Source organism: Sphingomonas oligoaromativorans (assembly GCF_011762195.1).
Taxonomy (GTDB): domain Bacteria; phylum Pseudomonadota; class Alphaproteobacteria; order Sphingomonadales; family Sphingomonadaceae; genus Solisphingomonas; species Solisphingomonas oligoaromativorans.
In genome coordinates, this window is sequence record NZ_JAASQK010000001.1 from 114,250 (window position 1) to 132,776 (window position 18,527).

Here is an 18,527-nt window from a genome sequence, read left to right on the forward strand (position 1 = left end):
TCCGGGGAACACCAAGGACGGTGGACATGGGTTACGAAGGCCAGGAGATGGACGTCGCGGCGGGTGTGAGCCCCGCTTTCGCCGAGGATCTCTATCGTCGCTGGAAGCAGGATCGGTCGTCGGTCGATCCGGCATGGAGCGAATATTTTGGAAGCGTCGAGCAGGCCGTGAGCGGCCCGAGCTGGGCACGCCCGAACTGGCCGCCCACCGACACCGACGCGCTGACGGCGGGCCTCGACCCGACCCAGATGGAACCCGCGCCGAAGCCCGCCAAGGGGAAGGCCGCGCCCGCCGTTGCGGTGCCGGTCCCGGCCGTTTCTGGTAGCGCTAACATCGAAGCGGCCGCGCTCGACTCGATCCGCGCGATGATGCTGATCCGCACCTATCGCGTGCGTGGCCATCTCGCCGCCGATCTCGATCCGCTCGGCCTCGCCAAGCGCGATCTGCCGGCCGACCTGACGCCGGAATATCACGGCTTCACCGCCGCCGATCTCGATCGCCCGATCTATCTGGGCGGCGCGCTCGGCCTGGAGCGCGCGACGGTGCGCGAGATCGTCGACATCCTGCGCCGCAACTACTGCGGCCATGTCGGCCTCGAATATATGCACATCGGCGACGTGGAGGAGCGGCGCTTCCTCCAGGAGCGGATGGAAGGCCGCGACAAGGAGATCCACTTCACGCCGGAAGGCAAGAAGGCGATCCTCGCCAAGGTGATCGAAGGCGAGCAGTACGAGAAGTTCCTCGCCAAGAAATATGTCGGCACCAAGCGCTTCGGCCTCGACGGCGGCGAATCGATGCTGCCGGCGATGGAAGCGATCATCAAATATGGCGGTGTCGCCGGCGTCGAGGAGATCGTGGTGGGTATGCCGCATCGCGGCCGCCTCAACATGCTCGTCAACGTCATGGGCAAGCCCTATCGCGCCGTGTTCAGCGAGTTCGCGGGCGGCTCGGCCAACCCGGACGACGTGGGCGGCTCGGGCGACGTGAAGTATCACCTCGGCACCTCGACCGATCGCGAGTTCGAGGGCGTGAAGGTTCACATGAGCCTCGCCGCCAACCCGTCTCACCTCGAGGCGGTGGACCCGGTGGTGCTGGGCAAGGCCCGCGCCAAGCAGACCAAGATCAAGGACAATGAGCGCGGCAAGGTGCTGCCGATCCTGCTGCATGGCGACGCCGCCTTTGCGGGGCAGGGCATCATCATGGAGTGCTTCGGCTTCTCCGGCCTGCGCGGTTATTCGACGGGCGGCACGATCCATTTCGTCGTGAACAACCAGGTGGGCTTCACCACCTCGCCGCAGTTCGCGCGTTCGTCGCCCTATCCGAGCGACATCGCCAAGATGGTGTCGGCGCCGATCCTGCATGTGAACGGCGACGATCCCGAGGCCGTCACCTTCGCGACCAAGCTCGCGACCGACTTCCGCATGACCTTCAAGCGCGACGTCGTGATCGACATGTGGTGCTATCGCCGCTTCGGCCACAACGAAGGCGACGAGCCGGGCTTCACCCAGCCGCAGATGTATGACGAGATCCGCAAGCATCCGCCGGTCTCGTCGCTCTATGCCGAGCGGCTGAAGGCCGAGGGCGTGATCGACGATGCGTGGGTCGCGGCCGAGGAAGCGGGCGTGGTCGCCAAGCTCGACGAGGAGTTCGAGGCGGGCAAGAGCTACAAGCCCAACAAGGCGGACTGGTTCGAGGGCGACTGGGTCGGCCTGTCGATCGCCAGGGAGCAGGGCCGCCGCGCCGGCGTCACCGCCGCCCGCAAGGAGCAGATCGACGCGCTGGCGCCGATCCTCACCGACGTCCCGGAAGGCTTCAACATCCACAAGACGCTGTCGCGCGTGCTGGATGCCAAGAAGCAGATGTTCGCGAACGGAGAGGGTTTCGACTGGGCGACCGCCGAAGCGCTGGCCTTCGGCACGCTGCTTCAGGACGGCTATGGCGTTCGCCTCTCGGGCCAGGACGTCACCCGCGGCACCTTCTCGCACCGCCATGCCGGCTGGACCGATCAGAAGGACGGCCATCGCTATTATCCGCTGTCGGAGGTCGATCGCTCCTTCCAGGTGCTGGACAGCCCCTTGAGCGAATATGGCGTGCTCGGCTTCGAATATGGCTATGCGTCCGCGGCTCCCAAGACCTTGGTGATGTGGGAAGCGCAGTTCGGCGATTTCGCCAACACCGCGCAGGTCATCATGGATCAGTTCATCTCGGCCGCTGAGTCGAAGTGGCTGCGTTCCAACGGCCTCGTGCTGCTGCTGCCGCATGGCTATGAGGGGCAGGGGCCGGAGCATTCGTCGGCCCGTCTGGAGCGCTATCTCCAGCTCTGCGCCGAGGATAATATCCAGGTCGCCAACTGCACCACGCCAGCCAACTATTTCCACATCCTGCGCCGCCAGATGACCCGCGAGTTCCGCAAGCCGCTGGTCATCATGACGCCGAAGTCGCTGCTCCGCCACAAGGCGGCGGTGTCGACGGCGGACGAGTTCACCGGCGACAGCCGCTTCCACCGCGTGCTGTTCGATCCGAGCGCCCCGGCGGACAAGGATGTGAAGCGCCTCGTGCTCTGCACCGGCAAGGTGGGCTACGACCTGCTCGAAGCCCGCGACGAGGCCGGCGACAAGAACACCGAGATCCTCCGCGTCGAGCAGATCTATCCGTTCCCGACGGATGTGATCGTCGAGCGGCTCAAGGCCAGCCCGAACGTCGAGACGGTCGTCTGGGCGCAGGAGGAGCCGCGCAACCAGGGCGCGTGGTTCTTCGTGCAGGAACTGATCGAGCAGGCCATGGCCGAGGCTGGCGGCAAGGTGCAGCGTCCGGTCTATGCCGGCCGCGCGGCTGCCGCCTCCACGGCGACCGGCTCGGCCAAGCGCCACGTCGCCGAGCAGAAGGCGCTCGTCGCCGATGCGCTCGGCCATTCCGCCACCCCCGCGCTGGCCAAGGCCAGCTAAGCCCAGATCCAGGACAGCAGGACATAGATATGACCACCGAAGTGAAGGTGCCGACACTCGGCGAATCGATCACCGAGGCGACGCTGGGCCAGTGGCTCAAGAAGCCGGGCGAGGCGGTTGCCGTGGATGAGCCGATCGCCAGCCTGGAGACCGACAAGGTCGCCGTCGAGGTTCCCTCGCCGGTCGCCGGCGTGATCGGTGTGCTGGTCGTCAAGGAAGGCGACACCGTCGAGGTGGGCGCGCTGCTCGCCACGATCGAGGAAGGTGGCGCCGCTGCCGCCCCGGCCGCTGCCCCCGCCGCTGCGGCCCCGGCTCCGGCCGCCGCCGCTCCGGCCGCCGAGGCGCAGCCGCTCTCGCCGTCGGCCAAGCGCGCCGCGATCGAGACCGGCGTGGACGTCTCGACCGTCGCCGGCACCGGCAAGGACGGCCGCGTCACCAAGGAGGACATCCTCTCGGCGACCAAGGCTCCGGCCGCCGCCGCTCCGGCTCCTGCCGCTCCGGCCTCGACCGGCGGCGCGCGCAAGGAAGAGCGCGTGAAGATGACGCGCCTGCGCCAGACGGTCGCCCGTCGCCTCAAGGAAGCGCAGAACACCGCCGCCATGCTCACCACGTTCAACGACGTGGACATGTCGGCCGTGATCGAGGCGCGCGCCAAGTACAAGGATCTGTTCGAGAAGAAGCACGGCGTCCGCCTCGGCTTCATGGGCTTCTTCGTGAAGGCCGCCGTGCAGGCGCTGCGCGATATCCCGGCGGTGAACGGCTCGATCGAGGGCGATGAGATCGTCTACCACGACTATGTGGATGTCTCGGTTGCCGTCTCGGCGCCGAACGGCCTCGTCGTGCCGGTGATCCGCGACGCGCAGGATTTGTCGGTCGCCGGCATCGAGAAGACCATCGGCGATTTCGGCAAGCGCGCCAAGGACGGCACACTCAAGATGGAAGAGATGAAGGGCGGCACCTTCACCATCTCCAACGGCGGCGTGTTCGGCTCGCTGATGTCCACCCCGATCATCAACCCGCCGCAGTCGGCGGTGCTGGGCCTCCACCGTATCGAGGAGCGTCCGGTGGTGGTGAACGGCCAGGTCGTCGTCCGCCCGATGATGTATCTCGCGCTCAGCTACGATCATCGCCTGATCGACGGCCGCGAGGCGGTCACCTTCCTCGTCGCGCTCAAGAACGCGATCGAAGACCCGACCCGCCTGCTGATCGACCTCTAAGCGCGATCGCACCGACGCGCATTGCGGCGCTCCCGGCGACAGGCCGGGGGCGCCGTTTAGCTGTGGGGTTGCTTCCGAAACGGATGCGCTTGCCGCCTGCTCGATCCGTAACGGATGGGCTTGCGCTACCTCCCGCCCCGCCTTCCGCGAGACAAAGGCGCGCCCGGACGACCGGGCAGGGTGCAGGAGAGGCCGCCATGAACGTCGCATCGATGAAGGAAGATACGCTTGCCCACATCGACTATCAGGACGCGAACCTGAAGGTCGACGATCCGAACCTGCTGGTGAACAAGGTCTCGTCCACGGGTGGGCAGATCGTCATCGTCTCCGCCTTCGGGTGCAGCCTGGTGCTGAACTATTCGTTCGGGGCGATGTCGCTTCAGGTGACCGTCGTGCTCCAGACCCCGGTCGGCAGCATCACCATCATCAACGCCGAACTCGATCCGAACAATCCGACGGTGAACCTCGGCGGCAGCATCGGCCCGTTCAAGGCCGAGGCGACCGTCAGCTTCAATTTCGGCACGATGGTGCTGAGCGTCAGCGGGCAGGTCTGCGCGCCGCTGGTCGGCTGCAAGACGGGCAGCGCCTCGATCCACGTCTGATGAAGCCGGCCGCCTCCCGTCATGGGGGCGGCCTCGGCCATTCGAGCGAGCAGCCATGAAGAGGCCCAGCCCGACAGGCCGACGGGCTTCCGGCCCGGCTTCGTCCCCGATGCGCCGGGCCGGAAGAAGCGCGCGGAGAAATCCTCCGCCGGAAGGTTGCTTTGACGGGCACAAGTTCTATGTCGGCGCCATCTTTTGACGCACGGCAGAAAGTTCGGTCATGGCGGATTACGATTTCGACGTTCTGGTCATCGGTGCAGGCCCCGGCGGTTACGTCGCGGCGATCCGCGCGGCGCAGCTCGGCCTCAAGACGGGCTGCGTGGAAAGCCGCGAGACGCTCGGCGGCACCTGCCTCAACGTCGGCTGCATCCCTTCGAAGGCGATGCTGCACGCGTCCGAACTCTATGACGAGGCGGCCTCGGGCAAGCTCGCCAAGCTCGGCATCAAGGCGCAGGTCGAGCTGGACCTCGACACCATGCACGGCCAGCGCAGGGATGCGGTGAAGGGCCTGACCGGTGGCATCGAGTTCCTGTTCAAGAAGAACAAGATCGAGTGGCTGAAGGGCCATGCCGCCTTCACCGGCAAGGACACGGTTCAGGTCGGCGACCGCACCGTGCGCGCCAAGAACATCGTGATCGCCACCGGCTCTTCGGTGACGCCGCTTCCGGGCGTGACGATCGACCAGAAGGTCGTGGTCGACTCGACCGGCGCGCTGGAGCTTCCGAAGGTGCCGGGTCACATGGTCGTCATCGGCGGCGGCGTGATCGGCCTGGAGCTGGGCTCGGTGTGGAAGCGCCTCGGCGCCAAGGTCACCGTCGTCGAGTTCCTCGACCAGCTTCTCCCCGGCATGGACGGCGAAGTCCGCAAGGAAGCCGCCAAGATCTTCAAGAAGCAGGGCCTTGAGCTGAAGCTCGCCACCAAGGTGACGGGCGTGACGGTCAATGGCGACAAGGCGACGCTGACGATCGAGCCGGCCGCCGGTGGCACGCCTGAGACGCTCGAAGCCGATGCGGTGCTGGTGTCGATCGGGCGCAAGCCGAACACCGAGGGCCTCGCGCTCGACAAGGCGGGGCTCGCCACCAATCAGCGCGGTCAGGTCGAGATCGACCATGACTTCCGCACGTCCGTTCCCGGCATCTGGGCGATCGGCGACGTCGCGCCCGGCCCGATGCTCGCCCACAAGGCCGAGGACGAGGGCATCGCGGTCGCCGAGAATATCGCGGGCCAGACCGGCATCGTGAACCACGACGTGATCCCGTCGGTCGTCTACACCATGCCCGAGATCGCGGGCGTGGGCCTCACCGAGGAAGCGGCCAAGGAGCGTGGCGAGGTGAAGGTCGGCAAGTTCCCGATGCTCGCCAACTCGCGCGCCAAGACCAACCATGAGCCGGACGGCTTCGTGAAGGTGATCGCCGACGCCAAGACCGATCGCGTGCTGGGCGTGTGGATCATCGCGTCGGTGGCCGGCACGATGATCGCGCAGGCCGCGCAGGCGATGGAGTTCGGCGCGACCAGCGAAGACATCGCCTACACCTGCCACGCGCACCCGACCCACTCGGAAGCCGTGAAGGAAGCCGCGATGGCGGTGACGGGCAAGCCAATCCACATCTGATCCTGAACGAAAGGGCCGGCTCCGTCGCAGGGCGGGGCCGGCCCTTTCGCGCATCTGGAGGGCGTCATGGCCAAGGTCTTCACCGTCATCTTCTACCGCGCGACCACCGACGAGGCGACGCGGACGGCCTATGTCGAGCTGGCGGGGCCGGCGATCGCCGAGGCGGGCGGCCGCGTGATCGCGCGGGGTCTGCCGCTGGCGGTGAAGGAACAGGGGCTCGACCAGCGCTCGCTCATCATCGAGTGGGACAGCCTGGAGCAGGCGCTCGCCGTGTATCAGGGCGAGGCGTATCGCGCCGCGCTGGAGAAGCTCGGCGGCACGGCGGAGCGCGATATCCGCATCCTCGAAGCGGTGGACTGAGGTTCCGGCCCGACCGTCTCGGGGGGCTTGCATGGATCGCACCCGGCTTTTTCCTTCGTCATCCCGGACTTGATCCGGGATCCATTCGCGCAGCGCCTCTTCTTCTCGCGGAGCGGGAATGGATCCTGACCTTCGTCAGGATGACGGGCACCGGCGCCTCAATCCGCGCCGAACACGCTCCATCCGGTCGCGTCGGCGAGCCGCTCCAGCGCCAGCGCGCCGAGCTGGGAATTGCCGTTGCGGCTGAGCCCCGGCGACCACACCGCGATCGAGGCCTTGCCCGGCACGATCGCAAGGATGCCGCCGCCGACGCCCGATTTGCCGGGCATTCCGACGCGAAAGGCGAAGTCGCCGCTCTGGTCGTAATGGCCGCAGGTGAGCATCAGCGCGTTGATGCGCCGCGCGCGCTTGTCCGAGATGACGCGCCCGCCCTCCGGGTGCGCGCCGCAATGCATCAGATAGCGCCCCGCCATCGCCAGTTGCCGGCAGCTCATCGCGATCGCGCAGGCGTGGAAATAGACGCCCAGCGTCAGCTCCACGGGATGATGGAGATTGCCGAAGGCGCGCATGTAATGCGCCAGCGCCCGGTTGCGCTCGCCGGTCTCCTGTTCGGAGCGGGCGACGGCCTCGTCGATGGCGATGCCGTCGTCGGAGGCCAGATAGCGGATGAAGTGGACCAGCTCGCCGATCGCCTCGCGCGGGGCGTGGCCGGCGAGATTGACGTCGCTCACCACGATCGCGCCGGCGTTGATGAAAGGGTTGCGGGGGATGCCCTGCTCGGCTTCGAGCTGGACGATCGAATTGAACGCGCTGCCCGACGGCTCGCGCCCGACGCGGTTCCACAGCCGGTCGCCCACCTTGCCCAAAGCCAGCGTCAGCGCGAACACCTTGGAGATCGACTGGATCGAGAAGGCGGTCTCCGCATCGCCGCCCGTCACCACCGCGCCGTCCGCCGTCGCCACGGCGATGCCGAACTGGCTCGGGTCCACGCCCGCGAGGCTCGGGATATAGGTCGCGACCTCGCCGCGATCGGGGGCGGCGCGCATCTCCTCGACGATGGAGGCGATGATGGCTTCGAGATTCATGGGGCGGTGAATAGTCGGCAATCGCGGGGAGGCCTATGCTTTCCTTGCGCGCGCCTCTCGACTTCCGGGCGCGCCGCCGCCTAGGGTTGGGGGGATGCACCCGCTTCCCCTGCCATTGCCGACGATCAGTCCCTATCTGCCCTGGCTCGACATGGCCGGGCTGGCGGTGTTCGCGGCCTCGGGCGCGTTGCAGGCGGCGCGGGCGCGGCAGACGATCATCACCTTCTGCTTCTTCGCCTGCGCGACGGGCACGGGCGGGGGCACGACGCGGGATCTGCTGATCGGCGCGCCGGTGTTCTGGCTGCATGATCCGGTGCCGATCGCGATCTGCCTCGGCGTGGCGATGCTGGTGTTCCTGACGCCGCGCCGCTGGTGGCCGGAGCGCGCGCTGGACTGGTGCGACGCGATCGGGCTTGCCGCCTATGCCGTCTATGGCGCGGGCAAGGCGCTGGGCTACGGCATCCCGTTCCTGCCGGCGATGGTGATGGGGGTCGTCTCGGCGACGATGGGCGGCATCATCCGCGACGTGGTGGCGGGTGTGCCCTCGATCATCCTCCGGCCGGAGCTGTACGTCACGGCGGCGGCGCTCGCCTCGGGGCTGTTCGTGACGCTGACCGTGGCGGGGCTGCCTTCGCCCCTGCCGGCGATGATCGCGGCGCTGGCGGGGTTCAGCCTGCGCGCGGCGGCGATCGCGCGGGGGCTGGCGCTGCCCGCCTATCGGGAATAGCGCCTCAGGGCTTCGAGCGGGCGCGGGAGAGCGTGCGGCCCGCCCATATCCCGAACGCGACGCCGGCGATCGCCAGGCAACCCGTCAGCGCGAGCGCCACGAGGGTGAGCGCCGTGCCTCGATGCATCGCGGCGAAGAGGTTGAAGGCGATCAGCAGGAAGGTGCCGGCCCACAGCCACCAGGCGCGGCGGACGATGAGGGCGTTCGCTTCGTTCATGGCTTCTCTCCAGCCTCCATGCCCGCATCATAGCCCTTCCTCGGGGCAAGGGCCATCGGGAGGCGGCTCAGCCTCGCGCAGGCTCGGGCGGAGCGTCCTGCCGGGGGGCGAGGTCGCGCTGCCAGAAGACGACGTCGTGCCACGCGCCATGCTTGAAGCCGATGCCGGGCTGGGTGCCGGCATGGAAGAAGCCGAGCCGCTCGTGGAGCGCGGTGCTCGCCGGATTGCCCGCCGTCATCACGCCCATCGCGGCGACGAATCCGCGCTCGGTGAGCGCCGCCAGCAGCGCCTCGTAGAGCGTCCGCCCGAGGCCGAGGCCATGCGCGGCGGCCGAGAGATAGATCCCCGTCTCCGCCACCCAGCGATAGGCCGCGCGGGTGCGATAGGTGGAGCCATAGGCATAGCCGACCACCACGCCGTCCCGCTCGGCGACCAGCCAGGGGTGGGTGGCGGTCACCGTCTCGATCCGGCGGCGCATCTCGGCGGCGTCGGGCGGATCGAGTTCGAAGGTGATGACCGTGTCGGTCACATAGGGGCGGTAGATCGCGGCAATGGCTTCGGCGTCGGCGAGCGTGACGGGGCGGATGGTCATAGGCCCGCCCGTGCCATCATCCGCCGCGCCGCCGCAAGGTCGGCGGGCGAGGGGGGCACGTCGCCGCAGCCGATGCAGCGTGCCTGGATGGTCGGCCCGGTCAGGATACGCCGCGCATCGCCCAGCGCGCGGGCCAGCATCCAGTCCGGCCGCTGGCCGAGCGCGGCGAAGGCATCGGCGCTGCGGGCCTCGTCCACGCTGCCCGAATTGCCCGCCAGCATCTGGAGCAGGCGCAGGAAGGCGGGCTTCTCGCGCTCGATATAGACGGGGTGGACCTTCGCCGGATCGAGCTTCGCCCGGCGGGCGGCCTCGGCCACGGCATCGTCGAGCGAACCGAAGCGATCGACCAGCCCGAGCTTCTGCGCGCTGACCCCATCCCACACGCGGCCCTGCCCGATCTCGTCGACCCGCTCGACCGGCATGTGCCGCGCGGCGGCGACGAGGCCGGTGAAACGCGCATAGGTCTGGGTGATGCCCGCCTGGATGAGGGCGTCGACCTCCGGCGTGGTGCCGCGCAGCGTGTCGGGCTGGCCGGAGAGCGGCGTGGCGCGCACGCCGTCCGCCGAGAGGCCGATCTTGCCGAGCGAGCCCTCGAAGGTGGGGATGATGCCGAACACGCCGATCGATCCGGTGATCGTGTCGGGATCGGCAAGGATCGTGTCGCCCGCCGTCGACACCCAATAGCCGCCCGACGCCGCCAGCGTGCCCATCGAAACGACCACCGGCAGCCCCTTCGCCTTGGCGGCGAGGATGGCCGAGCGGATGCGGTCCGATCCCGTCACCGATCCGCCGGGCGAATCGACGCGGACGACCAGCGCCTTGAGGTTGCCCTTGGCCACCGCCTTGCCGAGCGCGTCGGCGATGCTGTCTCCGCCCGCCGTGCCGGCCGGCGCCTTGCCGTCGACGATATCGCCCGCGACGGTCAGCACGCCGATGGCGTCGCCGGTGGTGGGGACGGGGTTGGCGCTCTCCCAGTCGTCGAGCGCGATCTTCTTGTAGTCGCCCGGCGCCGCCTTGTCGGGCTTGCCGACGATCTGCGCCACGCGATCCCCGAAGGCGAGACGATCGCCGAGATGATCGACCAGCCCGAATGCCTCGGCGCTCTGGGCCAGCGTGCCGTTGGGGATGCGCCCGGCGGTCAGCCCGGCGAGATAGTCGGCGAAATGCGCCTTGGGCCGCGCCTGCGCCACCTCGGCCTGCCAGCGGGTCCAGAGCGCGTCCACCAGCGCCTGATTGGCGGCACGCGCCTCGGGCGAGGCTTCGGTGCGGGTATAGGGCTCGACGGCCGACTTGAACTTGCCGACGCGATAGACGTGCGCGTTGACGCCCAGCTTGTCGAGCAGGCCCTTGTAATAGAGCTGCGATCCGCCCGGCCCCGGCGTCAGCACCGCGCCCAGCGGATCGAGCCAGACCTCGCTCGCATGGGAGGCGAGCTGGTAGCTCGGATCGTCATAGGCGGTGCCATAGGCCAGCACCGGCTTGCCCGCCGCGCGCACCTTGTCGAGCGAGCGGCCGAGCGTGGAGACCGCCGCCTGTCCGCCGCCCATGAAGCCGTCGAGATCGAGCACCACCGCCTTCACGCGCTTGTCGGTGGCCGCGGCGTCCACGGCGCGGACCACGTCGCGCAGGCGATACTGGTTGATGTCGGGGCCGCCGGCGCCCGAGACGAAATCGATCGGCCGCGCGTCGGCGGGCTGCTCGGCGAGGCTGCCATGCAGGTCCAGCACCAGCGCGCCGCCGCCGGCCGGCATGGCCGTCCGCCCGCCGCTCGACAGCGCCACGAAGATCAGGCCGAAGAAGAGCAGCAGCACGATCAGCGCCAGCACGTCCTTCACGGCCATCAGGAATCGCCAGAGAGCCCGCAAGAAGCGCATGCGCGTCACCTTTCCGTCTTTGTCCTCGGGCTAGAGTAAGCGCGGGGTGCTGGCAATCGGCCTGTCGCGTGGCGGGCACGGCCCGTGATGCGGACGTTGAAAAATTCTCGATGGGCGCGCCTTGACGCTCGCATCCACAGGGCCATATCCGCGCCGTTGGCACTCACTATCGATGAGTGCTAACACGTCATTCGACACCGGCCCGAGTCTCCCCGTCCGGGGAACGACGGGCCGGTCGCACACTGAGGAAAGGGTAGCCTCATGAATTTCCGTCCCCTGCACGATCGCGTGCTCGTGAAGCGTGTCGACGCCGAGGAAAAGACCTCGGGCGGCATCATCATCCCGGATTCGGCCAAGGAAAAGCCGCAGGAAGGCGAAGTCGTCGCCGCCGGCGCCGGCGCCAAGGACGAAGCGGGCAAGGTGACCCCGCTCGACGTCAAGGCCGGCGATCGCATCCTGTTCGGCAAGTGGTCGGGCACCGAGGTGAAGATCGACGGTCAGGATCTCCTCATCATGAAGGAATCGGACATCCTGGGCATCATCGGCTGAACAAGCCGGGAAGGCCCATCCTGACGAAAGTCAGGATCTCAGGACTTCAAGCGCGGCATCTCCGCCGCACGAGATCCCAGCCTTCGCTGGGATGACGGATTAGAAGAAGGAATTTCAAATGGCTGCGAAAGACGTCAAGTTTTCGCGTGACGCCCGTGAGCGCCTGCTGCGCGGCGTCGACATCCTCGCCGATGCGGTGAAGGTCACGCTCGGCCCCAAGGGCCGCAACGTCGTCATCGACAAGTCGTTCGGCGCCCCGCGCATCACCAAGGACGGCGTCACCGTCGCCAAGGAAGTCGAGCTCAAGGACAAGTTCGAGAACATGGGCGCGCAGATGATGCGCGAAGTGGCCTCGAAGCAGAACGACAAGGCCGGCGACGGCACCACCACCGCGACCGTGCTCGCCCAGGCGATCGTGCGCGAGGGCATGAAGTCGGTCTCCGCCGGCATGAACCCGATGGACCTGAAGCGCGGCATCGATCTCGCCGTCGCCAAGGTCGTCGACGACATCAAGGCGCGTTCGAAGCCGGTTTCGGGCACGAACGAAGTCGCCCAGGTCGGCATCATCTCGGCCAATGGTGACACCGAGGTCGGCCAGAAGATCGCGGAAGCGATGGAGAAGGTCGGCAAGGAAGGCGTCATCACCGTCGAGGAAGCCAAGGGCCTCGAGTTCGAGCTGGACGTCGTCGAGGGTATGCAGTTCGATCGCGGCTACCTGTCGCCTTACTTCATCACCAACCCGGAGAAGATGCAGGTCGAACTCCAGGATCCGTTCATCCTGATCCACGAGAAGAAGCTGTCGTCGCTCCAGGCGATGCTGCCGATCCTCGAAGCGGTGGTGCAGTCGGGCCGTCCGCTCCTCATCATCGCCGAGGACATCGAGGGCGAGGCTCTGGCCACGCTCGTGGTGAACAAGCTGCGTGGCGGCCTGAAGGTCGCGGCCGTCAAGGCGCCGGGCTTCGGCGATCGCCGCAAGGCGATGCTGGAGGACATCGCCGTCCTGACCAAGGGCGAGATGATCTCCGAGGATCTCGGCATCAAGCTCGAGAACGTCACGCTCAACATGCTCGGCACCGCCAAGCGCGTCACGATCGACAAGGACAACACGACCATCGTCGATGGCGCCGGTGAGGAGTCCGCGATCAAGGCCCGCGTCGAGCAGATCCGCCAGCAGATCGAGGTCACCTCGTCCGACTATGATCGTGAGAAGCTCCAGGAGCGCCTCGCGAAGCTGGCCGGCGGCGTGGCCGTCATCAAGGTCGGCGGTGCGACCGAGGTTGAGGTCAAGGAGCGCAAGGACCGCGTTGACGATGCGCTGCACGCAACCCGCGCGGCCGTCGAAGAGGGCATCGTTCCGGGCGGCGGCGTTGCGCTGCTGTACGCGACGAAGGCGCTCGAAGGCGTCAAGGGCGCCAACGACGACCAGACCCGTGGCGTGGACATCGTCCGCAAGGCGCTGCAGGCTCCGGTCCGTCAGATCGCCCAGAACGCGGGCGTGGACGGTGCGGTTGTCGCCGGCAAGCTGATCGAAGGCAACGACGAGACGCTCGGCTTCAACGCGCAGACCGAGAAGTATGAGAACCTCGTCGCCGCCGGCGTGATCGACCCCACCAAGGTCGTCCGTACCGCGATCCAGGACGCCGCTTCGGTGGCCGGCCTGCTCATCACGACGGAAGCCTCGATCGCCGAACTGCCCGAGGACAAGGCTCCGGCCATGCCCGGCGGCATGGGTGGCATGGGCGGCATGGGCGGCATGGACTTCTAAGTCCTGCCACTTCGTCCGAAGCAAAAGGGAAGGGCCGGAGGAGCGATCCTCCGGCCCTTTCTTTTTGTTCTCAGGTGATTGGTGGAGCTGCGCCTTACCGTCGCCCCAGCAGCCGTCACCCCAGCGGAGGCTGGGGTCTATCTCTCTCCGATAGCCACATCGCCTGCCGAGCTAGTGATGGATCCCAGCCTTCGCTGGGATGACGGGAGTTGGTGGGAAGCGGACATTGCCGGTCATCACCTTTTCACCTAATCTCGGCCGATGTCCCTCTACCGAAAAGCATGGTTGTTTACCGGCTGGACCCTGCTGATGTTCGTCACGACCCCTCTCTGGCTATTCTGGCCTGTTAGTCGCTGGGGAATGGTTGCCGCATTGCCGGGCATGGCGTTTTGGCTCGCGCATGGCGCTGTTTCGCTATGGCTGTTTCGTTGCCCCGTTTGCCGAACTTCCCCGTTCACAACCCGAATGGGTTTCGTGGGTATAAGCCATCCTTGGCCACGCCGCTCCTGTTCGAAATGCAGCCAGGACCTCCGCGCAACGTAGGTCTGCAACTGGGCGAAACCCGCTGTTCCCGCACAATACCCCGGACAGCAAAAAGGCCGCGGCGCCGGATGGGGCGCGCGCGGCCTTTCGCAAACAGCCGACCGGGCGCGAGGCCCGGCCGAAGCCATTACATCGCGTTCGCGGTGTTGGCTTCGGTGGTGGCCGCGTTGTCCATCGCGGCAGCGCCGTTGTCGAGCGCCGCTTCGTTGGCGGCGTTGACGTCGGCGATCGCGTCGTTGGCGGCCGCGTTCAGGTCGGCCGAGACGTCCGCGTTGTTGGCGGCGGTTTCGGTCTTCTTGCAGGCGGCAACGCCCATGGCAACCGCGACGATGAGCGGCAGCGCGACAATCTTCTTCATGTGCATCTCTTCCCTGATGACGGAGCACTGGTTTGGCTTACCGGGTGCAAAGCACTAGCAAGCCCCCCAAGCCGGGGTGAGGCCTAGCGTTTCTCCGCTCGCCTTGCAATGCCGAGCGTGAAGCTGATCTATTGCGGCGTATCGCTTTTCGGCGCGGGTTCGGGCGACGCGGTGTTCGGCGCAGGGGAGGCCGGCTGCTCCTGCGCGGGCGCGGCGGGCGTGGCGGCGGGGGTGTTCTGGTCCGGCCCAAGCTCGTCCAGCGCGGCGTTGAGGTCGGCATCGCTGCCGCCGGCGGCATCGCCCTGATCGCGATCCTCGATCAGCGCCTGGCGACGCTGGAGATAGGCCGAGCGGACGACGGCATAGGAATCCGCGCTGGTATCGAGCAGCGTATCCGCGCCGGAATCGATCAGATTGGCGCGCGCGTCGACGAATTCGAAGCCTGTCAGCGCCGCCGCCGGCCAGAAGTCCAGCTCCTTGCGGACGACGATCTTGTAGGGATCGACCCATTGCGACGCGACCGTGCCGACGCCGTCACGGATCGTCGACGGGCCATAGAAGGGGAGGACCAGATAGGTGCTCTTCTTCACGCCCCAGACGGCGAAGGTCTGGCCCAGATCCTCGGGCGTCTGCGGATAGCCGTTGCGCCCGGCGACATCGCGGAAGCCGCCGATGCCGATCGTGGTGTTGATGACGAAGCGACCCATGGCGTTCAACGCGCGCTTGGGCTTCGCCTGGAGCAGCGCATTGATGAAGTTGAACGGTTCCGACACATTCTCCAGCATGTTGGAGAGACCGTGGCGGATCGGATGCGGCATCACCGCGATATAGCCCTTAGCCACCGGCTTCATCACCGCCTTGTCGAGCGTCTGGTCGAAGCTCCACATCTTGCGGTTGAAACCCTCATACGGATCACCGGGGGTCTTGGGTCCGGTGGTGGCGCAGCCGGCGAGGAGGGCCAGCGCCGGCAGGCAGAGGAGTGCGCGCATCCGCATCGATCCCTTTGATGTTCGAACGGGTGTAACAGGCCCGCCCTGGATTAGGTTGCCGCTTGCCATCTGGGCCGGGGCCGTACAAGTCGATTGACCGATATAAAGATATCCTTATATCCTTATCGGCATGAAGGAAGCGCTCGCCATCTTCCGGGCTCTGGCCGATCCGACGAGGTTGCGGATCGTGGCGCTGCTGCGCGTCATGGAGCTGTCGGTGGGCGAGCTGGCGCAGGTGCTGGGGCAGAGCCAGCCGCGCGTCTCCCGCCATGTGAAGATTCTCGCCGACGCGGGCCTGGCCGAGCGGCGGCGCGAGGGGAGCTGGGTGTTCCTGGCACTCGGCGATACGCGGCGGGTGGCGCCGGTGTTCGCGGCGATCGACGCGTGGGAAGACGCGCACCACACCGACGGCGATCTGGCGCGCCTCGATGCCGTCCGGGCCGAGCGCTCGGCCGCGGCGGAGCGCTATTTCGAGGGCCATGCTGCCGAGTGGGACGCGATCCGCTCGCTCCACGTCGCCGAGGCCGAGGTGGAAGGCGCGATCGGTCGCGCGCTCGATGGGCGGCCGATCGGGCGGCTCGTCGATATCGGCACCGGCACGGGGCGGATGCTGGAGCTGCTCGGCCCGCGCGCCGAGAGCGCCATCGGCATCGATCGTAGCCCCGAGATGCTTCGCTTCGCGCGCGCCAGGCTGACGGCGGCGGGGCAGGCGGAGCCCGCGCTCACCCGTGCCGAGCTGCGCCAGGGCGACATGTATGCGCTGCCGCTGGCCGATCGCTCGGCCGATCTCGTCGTGCTGCATCTGGTGCTGCATTACGCGCAGCAGCCGGCGGCGGCGGTGGCCGAGGCGGCGCGCCTGCTGGGGCCGGGCGGTCGCCTGCTGATCGCCGATTTCGCGCCGCATGACCGGGAAGAGCTGCGCGATCAGGCTGCCCATGCGCGGCTGGGCTTCTCGGATCAGCAGATGGCCGAATGGATGGGCGCGGCGGGGCTTTCTCCTGCCGTCGCGGATACGCTTGAGGGGGATGAATTGACGGTGAAGCTGTGGCTGGGCGAGCGCCCGGCCGAGCCCGTGCGGAGGGTTGCCTGATGCCGACGATGGCCGATCTCGAAGAGGCGCGCCGCGCGCTTGACGCGCCGCTGTTCGCCGATCTCGCGGGCGATGCGAAGGTGTCGTTCGAGTTCTTCCCGCCCAAGAGCGAGAAGATGGAGGAGCAGCTCTGGTCCGCGATCCAGACGCTGGCGCCGCTGGGGCCGCGCTTCGTCTCGGTGACCTACGGCGCCGGCGGCTCGACCCGCGAGCGCACCCATGCCACCGTCGCGCGGATCGCCAGCGAGACGGCGATCCCGGCCGCCGCGCACCTCACCTGCGTCGAGGCGAGCCGCGACGAGGTGGACGAGATCGCGCGCGCTTATTGGGAGGCGGGCGTCCGCCATATCGTGGCGCTCAGGGGCGACATGCCGCAGGCGGGCGCGCCGTTCGAGGCGCATCCCCAGGGCTATCGCAACGCCGCCGATCTGGTGGCGGGGCTGAAGAAGGTCGCGCCGTTCGAGATTTCGGTGGCGGCCTATCCCGAATGCCACCCTGATTCGGCCAATCCGCAGGCCGACATCGACAATCTGAAGGCCAAGATCGACGCCGGCGCCACCCGCGCGATCAGCCAGTTCTTCTTCTCGCCGGAATGCTTCTTCCGCTTCCGCGATCGCGCGGCGGCGGCGGGGATCACGGCCGAGATCGTGCCCGGCATCCTGCCCGTCTCGAACGTCGCGCAGACGCGCAAGTTCGCAGGGCTTTGCGGCGCGGCGATCCCGAGCTGGATGGACCGGCTGTTCGAGGGGCTGGACGACCACCCCGCCGCCCGCCAGCTCGTCGCCGCGACGATCGCGGCGGAGCTGTGCCGCAAGCTCTATGCGGGCGGCGTGCGCAACTTCCATTTCTACACGCTCAACCGGGCGGAGCTGGCCTATGCCATCTGCCACCTGCTCGGTCTGCGCCCCGGCAAGGCGGCGCTGGAGAAGGCCGCATGACCCACCATGTTTCCCCGGCGGCGATCCGCTTCCATGCCGAGGCCGCCAAGCGCATCCTGCTGACCGATGGCGCCTTCGGCACGATGATCCAGGGCTATTCGCTCGACGAGGCCGCCTATCGCGGCGGCTACGACACCGGTTTCGACCAGAAGGGCAATAACGACCTTCTCGTACTCACCCGGCCGGACATCATCGAGGCGATCACGAAGCAATATCTGGAGGCCGGTTCGGACATCGTCTCGACCAACACCTTCAACGCCAACACGATCAGCCAGGCGGATTATGGCGCCGAACATCTGGTGCGCGAGATGAACCTCGCCGCCGCCCGCATCGCGAGGCTGGCCGCCGACGAGGCCGAGGCCGCCGACGGCCGCCCGCGCTTCGTGGCGGGCGCGGTGGGGCCGACCAACAAGACGCTGTCGCTCTCGCCCGACGTCAACGATCCGGGCTTCCGCGCGATCGACTTCGATACGCTGAAGAATGTGTATCGCGAGCAGGTCGACGCGCTGCTGGACGGCGGCTGCGACTTCATCCTGATCGAGACGATCTTCGATACGTTGAACGCCAAGGCCGGCGTGATGGCGGTGATCGAGGCCGGCGAGGCACGCGGAGAGCCCGTGCCGCTGATGATCTCGATGACCATCACCGACATGTCCGGCCGCAATCTGTCGGGCCATTCGGTCGAGGCCTTCTGGGCGACGGTGCGCCATGCCCGGCCGCTGACGATCGGGCTCAATTGCTCGTTCGGCGCGCCGCAGCTTCGCCCGCATGTCGTGACGCTCAGCCACATCGCGGACACGCTGATGATGGTCTATCCGAATGCGGGCCTGCCCAACGATCTCGGCCAGTATGACGAGCAGCCGCACACCACCGGAGGCTTCATCTCCGAATGGGCGGCGACGGGCCTGCTGAACGTCGTCGGCGGCTGCTGCGGCACCACGCCGGAGCATATCGCCGCGATGGCGAAGGCGGTGGCGGGCCACGCGCCCCGCGCGCTGCCGACGCCGCCCGTGCGCATGACGCTCGCGGGCCTCGAACCCTTCATCATCGCCGCCTGACAGACG

At 67.7% G+C, this 18,527-nt stretch carries 17 protein-coding genes; 11 read left to right on the forward strand and 6 right to left on the reverse strand.

Annotation, left to right across the window (positions count from 1 at the left end):
* The first annotated feature begins 26 nt into the window (after window positions 1-26).
* The 5 genes from FHS98_RS00630 to FHS98_RS00650 all read left to right on the forward strand — a co-directional run bounded on the left by FHS98_RS00630 (window position 27) and on the right by FHS98_RS00650 (window position 6,736).
* A complete protein-coding gene (locus FHS98_RS00630; RefSeq protein ID WP_167098311.1) occupies window positions 27-2,945 on the forward strand; it encodes a 2-oxoglutarate dehydrogenase E1 component in 2,919 nt (972 codons plus the stop codon).
* 29 nt (window positions 2,946-2,974) lie between these two features.
* Window positions 2,975-4,162: a 2-oxoglutarate dehydrogenase complex dihydrolipoyllysine-residue succinyltransferase gene (gene odhB / locus FHS98_RS00635; protein WP_167098314.1), complete on the forward strand. Its 1,188-nt coding sequence runs from the start codon at window positions 2,975-2,977 to the stop codon at window positions 4,160-4,162.
* 197 nt (window positions 4,163-4,359) lie between these two features.
* A complete protein-coding gene (locus FHS98_RS00640; protein ID WP_167098317.1) occupies window positions 4,360-4,764 on the forward strand; it encodes a hypothetical protein in 405 nt (134 codons plus the stop codon).
* Window positions 4,765-4,984: 220 nt separating this feature from the next.
* Window positions 4,985-6,376 (forward strand): dihydrolipoyl dehydrogenase, encoded by a 1,392-nt coding sequence (gene lpdA, locus FHS98_RS00645; RefSeq protein ID WP_167098320.1) that lies wholly within the window; start codon window positions 4,985-4,987, stop codon window positions 6,374-6,376.
* A gap of 66 nt (window positions 6,377-6,442) precedes the next feature.
* Window positions 6,443-6,736, forward strand: a complete 294-nt coding sequence (locus tag FHS98_RS00650; protein WP_167098323.1) for a DUF1330 domain-containing protein — start codon at window positions 6,443-6,445, stop codon at window positions 6,734-6,736.
* A gap of 158 nt (window positions 6,737-6,894) precedes the next feature.
* On the opposite strand, the gene FHS98_RS00655 is transcribed toward FHS98_RS00650, so the two are convergent.
* The gene (locus FHS98_RS00655) at window positions 6,895-7,821 is read right to left on the reverse strand and encodes a glutaminase (RefSeq protein ID WP_167098326.1); all 927 of its coding nucleotides are present in this window, start codon (window positions 7,819-7,821) and stop codon (window positions 6,895-6,897) included.
* 94 nt (window positions 7,822-7,915) lie between these two features.
* Between FHS98_RS00655 and FHS98_RS00660 the strand changes: the two genes are divergently transcribed.
* Window positions 7,916-8,548 carry a trimeric intracellular cation channel family protein gene (locus FHS98_RS00660; protein ID WP_167098329.1) on the forward strand — a complete coding sequence of 211 codons (633 nt, stop codon included), beginning with the start codon at window positions 7,916-7,918 and terminating at the stop codon, window positions 8,546-8,548.
* Window positions 8,549-8,552: 4 nt separating this feature from the next.
* On the opposite strand, the gene FHS98_RS00665 is transcribed toward FHS98_RS00660, so the two are convergent.
* The 3 genes from FHS98_RS00665 to sppA form a co-directional block, all read right to left on the reverse strand.
* Window positions 8,553-8,765, reverse strand: coding sequence for a hypothetical protein (locus FHS98_RS00665; RefSeq protein ID WP_167098332.1), 213 nt, complete (start codon window positions 8,763-8,765; stop codon window positions 8,553-8,555).
* A gap of 67 nt (window positions 8,766-8,832) precedes the next feature.
* Window positions 8,833-9,357 carry a GNAT family N-acetyltransferase gene (locus FHS98_RS00670; protein ID WP_167098335.1) on the reverse strand — a complete coding sequence of 175 codons (525 nt, stop codon included), beginning with the start codon at window positions 9,355-9,357 and terminating at the stop codon, window positions 8,833-8,835.
* Window positions 9,354-11,231, reverse strand: a complete 1,878-nt coding sequence (gene sppA / locus FHS98_RS00675) for a signal peptide peptidase SppA (RefSeq protein WP_167098338.1) — start codon at window positions 11,229-11,231, stop codon at window positions 9,354-9,356. The genes FHS98_RS00670 and sppA overlap by 4 nt, the downstream gene beginning before the upstream one ends.
* Window positions 11,232-11,492: 261 nt before the next feature.
* On the opposite strand from sppA, the gene groES reads away from it, so the two are divergent.
* A complete protein-coding gene (groES, locus tag FHS98_RS00680; RefSeq protein WP_167098341.1) occupies window positions 11,493-11,780 on the forward strand; it encodes a co-chaperone GroES in 288 nt (95 codons plus the stop codon).
* Window positions 11,781-11,898: 118 nt separating this feature from the next.
* Window positions 11,899-13,545: a chaperonin GroEL gene (groL, locus tag FHS98_RS00685; protein ID WP_167098344.1), complete on the forward strand. Its 1,647-nt coding sequence runs from the start codon at window positions 11,899-11,901 to the stop codon at window positions 13,543-13,545.
* Window positions 13,546-14,215: 670 nt separating this feature from the next.
* Here groL and FHS98_RS00690 read toward each other — a convergent pair.
* Entirely contained in the window at window positions 14,216-14,452 is a 237-nt protein-coding gene (locus tag FHS98_RS00690) for a hypothetical protein (RefSeq protein WP_243847790.1), read from the reverse strand.
* A gap of 122 nt (window positions 14,453-14,574) precedes the next feature.
* Window positions 14,575-15,435 carry an MlaA family lipoprotein gene (locus FHS98_RS00695; protein WP_167098347.1) on the reverse strand — a complete coding sequence of 287 codons (861 nt, stop codon included), beginning with the start codon at window positions 15,433-15,435 and terminating at the stop codon, window positions 14,575-14,577.
* A 130-nt stretch (window positions 15,436-15,565) separates the two neighbouring features.
* On the opposite strand from FHS98_RS00695, the gene FHS98_RS00700 reads away from it, so the two are divergent.
* From FHS98_RS00700 to FHS98_RS00710, 3 genes are read left to right on the forward strand one after another with little or no spacing between them, the layout of a single operon-like run.
* Window positions 15,566-16,525 (forward strand): ArsR/SmtB family transcription factor, encoded by a 960-nt coding sequence (locus FHS98_RS00700; protein WP_167098350.1) that lies wholly within the window; start codon window positions 15,566-15,568, stop codon window positions 16,523-16,525.
* Window positions 16,525-17,463 (forward strand): methylenetetrahydrofolate reductase, encoded by a 939-nt coding sequence (gene metF, locus FHS98_RS00705; RefSeq protein WP_167098353.1) that lies wholly within the window; start codon window positions 16,525-16,527, stop codon window positions 17,461-17,463. The genes FHS98_RS00700 and metF overlap by 1 nt, the downstream gene beginning before the upstream one ends.
* Window positions 17,460-18,521, forward strand: coding sequence for a homocysteine S-methyltransferase family protein (locus FHS98_RS00710; protein WP_167098356.1), 1,062 nt, complete (start codon window positions 17,460-17,462; stop codon window positions 18,519-18,521). The genes metF and FHS98_RS00710 overlap by 4 nt, the downstream gene beginning before the upstream one ends.
* Window positions 18,522-18,527: the final 6 nt, after the last annotated feature.

What these genes read in the sequence shown, in the direction of transcription:
- lpdA (WP_167098320.1), top strand. Translation starts at nt 4,985, where the DNA reads ATGGCGGATTACGATTTCGACGTTCTGGTCATCGGTGCAGGCCCCGGC.
- FHS98_RS00695 (WP_167098347.1), bottom strand. Translation starts at nt 15,435, where the DNA reads ATGCGCGCACTCCTCTGCCTGCCGGCGCTGGCCCTCCTCGCCGGCTGC.
- FHS98_RS00655 (WP_167098326.1), bottom strand. Translation starts at nt 7,821, where the DNA reads ATGAATCTCGAAGCCATCATCGCCTCCATCGTCGAGGAGATGCGCGCC.
- FHS98_RS00710 (WP_167098356.1), top strand. Translation starts at nt 17,460, where the DNA reads ATGACCCACCATGTTTCCCCGGCGGCGATCCGCTTCCATGCCGAGGCC.
- FHS98_RS00690 (WP_243847790.1), bottom strand. Translation starts at nt 14,452, where the DNA reads ATGCACATGAAGAAGATTGTCGCGCTGCCGCTCATCGTCGCGGTTGCC.
- metF (WP_167098353.1), top strand. Translation starts at nt 16,525, where the DNA reads ATGCCGACGATGGCCGATCTCGAAGAGGCGCGCCGCGCGCTTGACGCG.
- sppA (WP_167098338.1), bottom strand. Translation starts at nt 11,231, where the DNA reads ATGCGCTTCTTGCGGGCTCTCTGGCGATTCCTGATGGCCGTGAAGGAC.
- odhB (WP_167098314.1), top strand. Translation starts at nt 2,975, where the DNA reads ATGACCACCGAAGTGAAGGTGCCGACACTCGGCGAATCGATCACCGAG.
- groES (WP_167098341.1), top strand. Translation starts at nt 11,493, where the DNA reads ATGAATTTCCGTCCCCTGCACGATCGCGTGCTCGTGAAGCGTGTCGAC.
- FHS98_RS00640 (WP_167098317.1), top strand. Translation starts at nt 4,360, where the DNA reads ATGAACGTCGCATCGATGAAGGAAGATACGCTTGCCCACATCGACTAT.
- FHS98_RS00630 (WP_167098311.1), top strand. Translation starts at nt 27, where the DNA reads ATGGGTTACGAAGGCCAGGAGATGGACGTCGCGGCGGGTGTGAGCCCC.
- FHS98_RS00650 (WP_167098323.1), top strand. Translation starts at nt 6,443, where the DNA reads ATGGCCAAGGTCTTCACCGTCATCTTCTACCGCGCGACCACCGACGAG.
- groL (WP_167098344.1), top strand. Translation starts at nt 11,899, where the DNA reads ATGGCTGCGAAAGACGTCAAGTTTTCGCGTGACGCCCGTGAGCGCCTG.
- FHS98_RS00660 (WP_167098329.1), top strand. Translation starts at nt 7,916, where the DNA reads ATGCACCCGCTTCCCCTGCCATTGCCGACGATCAGTCCCTATCTGCCC.
- FHS98_RS00665 (WP_167098332.1), bottom strand. Translation starts at nt 8,765, where the DNA reads ATGAACGAAGCGAACGCCCTCATCGTCCGCCGCGCCTGGTGGCTGTGG.
- FHS98_RS00670 (WP_167098335.1), bottom strand. Translation starts at nt 9,357, where the DNA reads ATGACCATCCGCCCCGTCACGCTCGCCGACGCCGAAGCCATTGCCGCG.
- FHS98_RS00700 (WP_167098350.1), top strand. Translation starts at nt 15,566, where the DNA reads ATGAAGGAAGCGCTCGCCATCTTCCGGGCTCTGGCCGATCCGACGAGG.